General features: G+C 66.1%; 5 protein-coding genes. All 5 read left to right on the forward strand.

Translation table 11 applies throughout. From position 1 onward, the window contains the following. Positions 1-32: 32 nt before the first annotated feature. The gene (gene tsaD, locus KXJ60_RS00290) at positions 33-1,127 is read left to right on the forward strand and encodes a tRNA (adenosine(37)-N6)-threonylcarbamoyltransferase complex transferase subunit TsaD (protein WP_291123161.1); all 1,095 of its coding nucleotides are present in this window, start codon (positions 33-35) and stop codon (positions 1,125-1,127) included. 120 nt (positions 1,128-1,247) lie between these two features. Then, on the forward strand, positions 1,248-2,558 hold the full coding sequence (locus KXJ60_RS00295; RefSeq protein WP_291123164.1) for a branched-chain amino acid ABC transporter substrate-binding protein: 1,311 nt from the start codon (positions 1,248-1,250) through the stop codon (positions 2,556-2,558). A gap of 19 nt (positions 2,559-2,577) precedes the next feature. Continuing rightward, positions 2,578-3,780 carry a pyridoxal phosphate-dependent aminotransferase gene (locus tag KXJ60_RS00300; protein ID WP_291123167.1) on the forward strand — a complete coding sequence of 401 codons (1,203 nt, stop codon included), beginning with the start codon at positions 2,578-2,580 and terminating at the stop codon, positions 3,778-3,780. 118 nt (positions 3,781-3,898) lie between these two features. Further along, positions 3,899-4,165 (forward strand): 30S ribosomal protein S15, encoded by a 267-nt coding sequence (rpsO, locus tag KXJ60_RS00305; protein WP_291123168.1) that lies wholly within the window; start codon positions 3,899-3,901, stop codon positions 4,163-4,165. Positions 4,166-4,425: 260 nt separating this feature from the next. Then, positions 4,426-6,266 (forward strand): polyribonucleotide nucleotidyltransferase (gene pnp, locus KXJ60_RS00310; RefSeq protein WP_291123170.1); only part of this gene is annotated, 1,841 nt, incomplete at its 3' end.

Here is a 6,266-nt window from a genome sequence, read left to right on the forward strand (position 1 = left end):
GCAACAAACATGCCGCCCCGTACACTTCCCGGATGCGCATTTTGGGAATCGAATCGTCCTGCGACGAAACCGGCGTGGCCCTGGTGGACGCCAGCGGCCATGCCACCCCCAGGTTGCTGGGGCAAGCCCTGCACAGCCAGATCGAGATGCACCAGGCCTATGGTGGCGTGGTGCCTGAGCTCGCCAGTCGCGACCACATTCGCCGCGTGCTGCCCCTCACAGACGCCGTGCTGGCGCAGGCGGGCCTGCCGCTTTCGGCGGTGGACGCGGTGGCCTACACCCGCGGCCCTGGCCTGGCGGGCGCGCTGCTGGTGGGTTCGGGCGTGGCTTGTGCGCTGGGTTTTGCACTGGGCAAGCCGGTCATCGGTGTGCACCACCTGGAAGGGCACCTGCTCTCGCCCTTTCTGAGTGCCGACCCGCCCGAGTTTCCGTTTGTGGCGCTGCTGGTGTCTGGCGGGCACAGCCAGCTCATGCGGGTGGACGGGGTGGGGCGCTACGAGCTCCTGGGCGAAACCATCGACGACGCCGCCGGCGAAGCCTTCGACAAGTCGGCCAAGCTGCTCGGCCTGCCGTATCCGGGCGGTCCGGCGCTCTCCCGGCTGGCGCAACAGGGCGACCCGCAGGCCTACAAATTCCCACGGCCGCTGCTGCACAGCGGCGACCTGGACTTCTCGTTTGCGGGCCTCAAGACGGCTGTGCTCACGCAGGTCAAACGCCTGGCGCACGCCCAACTCGATGGCCCCGCCACGCTGCACCTGGCCGACCCGTTGAGTGCGCAACAGAAAGCCGATGTGGCCGCCAGCGTGCAGGCCGCCATTGTCGACGTGCTGGTGAAGAAGTCGCTCGCGGCCATCCGCCAGACCGGGCTGCGCCGCCTCGTGGTGGCCGGTGGCGTGGGCGCCAATGCCTTGCTGCGCGAACAACTGGGTGCCGCTTGTGCGCGCTCGGGCGTCCGCGTGCACTACCCCGAGCTGCATCTGTGCACGGACAACGGCGCCATGATCGCCCTGGCCGGGGGCATGCGGGTGCAGGCGGGGCTGGCGCTGGCCGGCGAGGCCAGCGAGGGCTACCGCTTTGATGTGAAGCCGCGCTGGCCGCTGGCGGACCTGAGCGCTTCCAGCCCTTGAACACGCGCCCGTGAAAGCAGGCGCGTAATTATGAATTAGACTGCCGACCTGTCGCATAGGCGACTTGGCCGCGCACGCCGCAACCTGTTGCGGGCCCCAACCCTGGAGCTTACTTTTTCCATGACATCCCTGTTCAATTTGTCGTTTCTGTCGCGCCGCCGTGCGCTCATTGCTTCGCTGCTGGGCAGCCTGACCACGGCCGCCGCGCTGGCGCAGGCCCCCGCACCAGCCGCGGCCAACCCCATTCGCATCGGCATGATCGAAGGCCTGTCCGGCCCGATTGCCAACACGGGTGATGCCGTGTTTCGCAACCTCGTCTGGGCCACCGAGCGCGTCAACGCGCGGGGCGGCGTGAAGCTGCCCGGTGGCAACCGCCCGCTCGTGATCGAGCGTTTCGACAGCAAGGGGCAGACCGACGAGGCGCTCTCCGCGCTGCGTTCGGCCATGGACAAGGGCATCACCATCGTCACGCAGGGCAATTCGTCGGCGGCCGCCAGCGCCCTGATCGACGCCATCAACAAGCACAACGAGCGCGACGCCGCCCGGCAGGTGCTGTTCCTCAACTATTCGGCGGTCGATCCCGTGCTCACCAACGAGAAGTGCAGCTACTGGCATTTCCGCTTCGATGCCCACGCCGACATGCGCCTGAAGGCGCTCATGAGCGTGCTGCGCGAAGACAAGCAGCTCAAAAACATCTACCTCATCGGGCAGGACTACAGCTTTGGCCAGGCCGTGCTGCGCGAGGCGCGCAGCCAGATTGCCGCACAGCGCCCTGACATCACCATCGTGGGCGACGAGCTGCACCCCATGGCGCGCGTGAAAGACTTTCTGCCGTATGCCGCCAAGATCAAGGCCAGCGGCGCGCAGGCGGTGCTCACGGGCAACTGGGGCAATGACCTCACCCTGCTGGTGAAGGCCGCGCGCGAGAGCGGCTTTGAGGGCAGCTTCTACACCTTCTACGGCAACGCGCTGGGCGCTCCTGCGGCCATGGGCGACGCCGGCATTGGCAAGGTGATTGCGGTGGCCGACTGGTTTCCCAACGTGCCCACGCCGGAGTCCGAGCAGTTCTACAAATCGTTTCGCGAGCGCTTCCCCAGCCCCGCCGACGATTACGTGCACATGCGCATGCAGCTCATGATCGAAGCGCTGGCGCAGGCCATCGAGCGCGCCGGTGCCAAGGGCCCGGTCAATGCCGCGACCATCGCTGCCCAGCTGGAAAAGGCCGACGTCACGCTGGCCGGCCAGCGCGCCCGCATGCGCGGCGCCGACCACCAGTTCCAGCAGTCGCTCGCCGTGGCGGTGATGGACCGGCAGGGCGCGCCAGGCGTGAAGTTCGACGTCGAGGGATCCGGCTATGGTTTTCGCGTGATCCGCAACCTCACGCCCCAGCAGGCCGAGCTGCCCCACACCTGTACCATGCAGCGACCTTGATTCGCTGGAGCGTTTGCGCATGAGACACGTGGTGGAGCAGCTGGAGGCCTCGCGCATCCGGGAAGTGGCCAACGAGGGCCTGGGGCGAGCCGACGTGCTCAAGTTCTGGTTTGGCGAAAGCGACGAAGTCACGCCCGCTTTCATCCGGGATGCCGCAGTGGCCTCTCTCCAGCAAGGCGAGACTTTCTACGCGCACAACCTGGGCCTGCCCGAGTTGCGCCACGCGCTGGCCCGTTACACCGATGGTTTGCACCCGGGGCGAGGCGAAGCCCACTGGTTCGACCGCGTGGTCGTCACCTCGGGGGGTGTCAATGGTCTGATGCTGGCATCGCAAGCGCTGGTGGAGCCGGGCGATGAAGTGGTGGTGGTCACGCCGGCCTGGCCCAACCTGGAGGCGCAGCCGCTGATCATGGGCGCAAAGATCACCCGCGTGCCATTGCGTGTGCAGTCCGACGGGCCCCGGGCCGGGGCCTGGGCGCTGGATATGGAGGCATTGCTCGCCAAGATCACGCCGGCCACCCGCATGCTCATCGTCAACGCGCCCAACAACCCCACGGGCTGGACGCTCAGCGCGCCCGAGCAGCAGGCCATCCTGGCGCACTGCCGCCGCACCGGCACCTGGATCCTGGCCGACGAGGTCTACGAACGCCTCTACTTCGCGGGCGATACCGCCAACGGGGCCGCGCCCAGCTTCCTGGATGTGGCCGGGCCGGACGACCGCGTCATCGTGGCCCACAGCTTCTCCAAAAGCTTTCTCATGACCGGCTGGCGGCTGGGCTGGCTGGTGCTGCCGCCCGGGCTGACCGAGGCGATGGGCAAGCTGATCGAATACAACACCTCCTGCGCGCCGGTGTTCGTGCAGCGGGCGGCTGCGGTGGCGCTCCAGCGCGGTGAAGAAGTCACACCCGCGCTGGTGGCGCACCTCAGGCACTGCCGAGACAAGCTGGTGCCCTTGTTGCGCGCTGTGCCCGGCGTCACGCTGGCCGAGCCTCTGGGCGGCATGTACGCGTTCTTTCGCCTGGAAGGACACGCCGATTGCCTGACGCTGGCCAAGCGGTTGGTGCGGGAGGCGGGCCTGGGCCTGGCGCCCGGCAGCGCCTTCAGCCCGCACGCCGCAGGCTGGTTGCGCTGGTGTTTCGCCAGCCGCGACACCGCCCGGCTCGTGCAGGGCGTCGAACGTCTGCGCGACTGGCTGGGCGCCCAGCCGCCATCGGGCCGCTAGTGCCGTCTGGTCTATAATCCGCGGTTGCTGTCTCGACAGATGGCAAATTCACGCCCGCGGCGGCCCATGGCTGCAACGGGACGCATGTAACGCCAGGCAACTGGCAAAGGAAATTGCAATGATTGCCCAATCCATCAAAGCCGAAGTGGTCGCGGCCAACGCCCGCGCCGCCAACGACACCGGCAGCCCCGAAGTGCAAGTCGCACTGCTGACCGCCCGCATCAACGAGCTCACCCCCCACTTCAAGACCCACGCAAAGGACCACCACGGCCGTCGCGGTCTGCTGCGCATGGTGAGCCGCCGCCGCAAGCTGCTCGACTACCTGAAGTCCAAGGACGCCGAGCGCTACCTCGCCCTGATCCAGAAACTGGGCCTGCGCAAGTAATTGGACGGGTTGTGATGCGCAAAACGCCTGAGTTGGTTCGCTGGCTCGGGCGTTTTTTGCTTGTCACGCGCCTTTTTTGATTCCGGAGCATCGATTACAGAGCGAAGCTGTGTCATTCCAAGCGGGTTGAGCGCCACCGGCGATTCACTCAATTCATCTGGAATGGCATCGTGTTCTGGGTTGTGTTTCCGGGTTTTGTGCGGTTTGGCCGCACGTTGTGTTTTCCGCCGTAGCGCGGAAAAAATTCCAGGAGATCCACCATGAGCATGTTCAACAAAGTCACCAAGACGTTCCAGTGGGGCCCCCACACCGTCACGATGGAAACGGGCGAGATCGCCCGCCAAGCGACCGGCGCCGTGCTGGTCAACATCGATGACACCGTGGTGCTGGCCACGGTGGTTGCCAAGACCGAAGCCAAGGCCGGTCAAGATTTCTTCCCCCTGACCGTCGACTACACGGAGAAGTCGTACGCCGCCGGCAAGATCCCTGGCAGCTTCTTCAAGCGCGAAGGCCGCCCCAGCGAACTCGAAACGCTGACCTGCCGCCTGATCGACCGCCCGATCCGCCCGCTGTTCCCCGAAGGCTTCTACAACGAAGTGCAGGTGATCGTGCACGTGGTGAGCCTGAACCCCGAAGTGCAGGCCGACATCGCCGCCATGATCGCCACCTCGGCCGCCCTGTCGGTCAGCGGCATCCCGTTCAACGGCCCCATCGGTGCCGCCCGCGTGGGTTACGTCAATGGCCAGTACGTGCTCAACCCGGGCCAGACCCAGCTCAAAGACAGCCAGCTCGACCTCGTGGTCGCGGGTACGCAGTCTGCCGTGCTGATGGTGGAGTCGGAAGCCGACCAGCTGTCCGAAGAAGTGATGCTGGGCGCCGTGGTGTTTGGCCACGAGCAGGGCAACATCGCCATCGCAGCCATCAATGAACTGGTGCGCGACGCCGGCAAGCCGGCCTGGGACTGGCAGCCGCCTGCCAAGGACGAGCCGCTGATCGCCAAGATCGACGCTCTGGCCAAGGCCAAGCTGGAAGCCGCTTACCAGATCCGCAACAAGCAAGCGCGCACGCAAGCTTGCCGCTCGGCCTATGCCGACGTGTTCGCTGCCCTCAAGGCCGAAGGCGTGGAGTTCGACAGCGTGGCGGTGGAAGCCCTGCTGTTCGAAATCGAAGCCAAGATCGTCCGCGGCCAGATCCTGGCCGGCGAGCCGCGCATCGACGGCCGTGACACCCGCACCGTGCGCGCCATTGAAATCCGCAACGGCGTGCTGCCCCGCACCCACGGCTCGGCCCTGTTCACCCGTGGTGAAACCCAGGCGCTGGTCGTGGCCACGCTCGGTACCGACCGCGACGCGCAGCGCATCGATGCGCTGGCGGGTGAGTTCGAAGACCGCTTCATGCTGCACTACAACATGCCTCCCTTTGCCACCGGCGAAGCTGGCCGCTTTGGCACGCCGAAGCGCCGCGAAATCGGCCACGGCCGTCTGGCCAAGCGCGCGCTGATCGCCGCTCTGCCGAGCAAGGAAGACTTCCCCTACACCATGCGTGTGGTGTCCGAGATCACCGAGTCCAACGGTTCTTCTTCCATGGCTTCGGTGTGCGGTGGCTGCCTGGCGCTGATGGACGCCGGCGTGCCGATGAAAGCCCACGTGGCTGGTATCGCCATGGGCCTGATCAAGGACGGCAACCGTTTCGCCGTGCTGACCGACATCCTGGGTGACGAAGATCACTTGGGCGACATGGACTTCAAGGTCGCTGGCACCACCAACGGCATCTCTGCGCTGCAGATGGACATCAAGATCCAGGGCATCACCAAGGAAATCATGCAGGTCGCACTGGCCCAGGCCAAGGAAGCGCGCATGCACATCCTGGGCAAGATGCAGGACGCCATGGGCGAAGCCAAGACCGAAGTCTCCAACTTCGCGCCCAAGCTCTTCACCATGAAGATCAACCCCGAGAAGAGCCGCGACGTGATCGGCAAGGGCGGCGCCGTGATTCGCGCGCTGACCGAAGAGACCGGCACGCAGATCAACATCGACGAAGACGGCACGATCACCATCGCTTCGACCGACTCGGCGAAGGCCGACGAGGCCAAGCGCCGCAT

Source organism: Hydrogenophaga sp. (genome assembly GCF_019264445.1).
In the GTDB taxonomy this organism is placed as follows: domain Bacteria; phylum Pseudomonadota; class Gammaproteobacteria; order Burkholderiales; family Burkholderiaceae_C; genus Hydrogenophaga.